The organism is Treponema sp. R8-4-B8 (genome assembly GCF_054786175.1).
Map to the genome: position 1 here is coordinate 1 of NZ_BDHE01000116.1, position 1,121 is coordinate 1,121.

1 pseudogene is annotated in these 1,121 nt (G+C 42.6%); it reads left to right on the plus strand.

The window, feature by feature from the left end:
* Positions 1-852: 852 nt before the first annotated feature.
* Positions 853-1,121, plus strand: a pseudogene (locus ACYVRA_RS06655) (hypothetical protein); the annotation flags it as partial.

Consider the following 1,121-nt stretch of genomic DNA (forward strand, 5'->3'; position numbering starts at 1 on the left):
ACCGCCGCAGCCTCCAAAAAGGTCAAGAACTACTGCATTTTGGGTGTTTTTGGGGCGTAAAACTTCATTTATGTAATCACAAAATTCCATAGAAACCAGTATGATATATTATTGATATTTTTGCAAGTATCCTTTTGTCACTTTTTGATAACAGATAGTGCAATATAAGTGATAAGTATAAGCAATCTATAAAGAATATAAATATGTAAAAAAGGGCGGTACTTCACATAACAGGTCTGTAAACGCTTCGCCGCCTTCGGCGGCTCGGGCTACGAAAAAACCCAGTCGGGCTACGCCCTTTGTGGGTTTTTTCTCCGCCACATTTTTTTGCGCCCGTAAAAATGCTTCGCATTTTTCCTTATCGGGCGCAAAAAAACGTCGTTTACCGCCAAACGTTAAATGCCATTTGCCCTAAACTTGGTAGAGGGCATTAAGATAAGGTAATGTAGTAAAAATTCTTTTTGCCCCACATTTATTCGTCTCTCCGTGCCGTCCTGGCACGGGGGTTATACTCCCAAAAGGGTCAAAAAGAAGAAGAAAAGAAATAAAGTATAAGAATAAGGAATGTAAATAATAAAGTGTGCCTACGGCACAGTAAAAATAATAGGAATATGGGCTTATGCCCATAATAAATAAGGATAGGCTCAAAAATCCCAAAATAAGGCATTATTACCGCATTTTTTCTACTTTATATTCCTTCCCCAACCATGCTTGACAACTTTTCTCAAAATGTAACATAATAATCATGTTGGACGGAGCTTCCGTCTAACGCAGTTTTTAGGCACCTTTCCTCCGATAAAGTGTCCCCTAGGGCTTTTGCTCTGGAATACTTATTTTAAGGAAAGGTACACTATGAAACCTACCAATGAGGGCGAAGCTATCGCCCACAATCAAGGCGGTGCGTCAGCGTTTATGCTGAACGATCCTATCCGCCGCCTCCTGCCAAAGTTTGCGATACCATGCGTAATTTCCCTCGTCATTTCATGCCTGTATAACATCGTTGACCAAATATTTGTCGGGCAAGGGCTTGGCTATCTCGGTAACGCCGCCACAGGTATTATCTTCCCGATAACCGTTGTCGGTTGGGGCTCGAGCCTTCTCTTCGGCCACGGCGGGGCGGC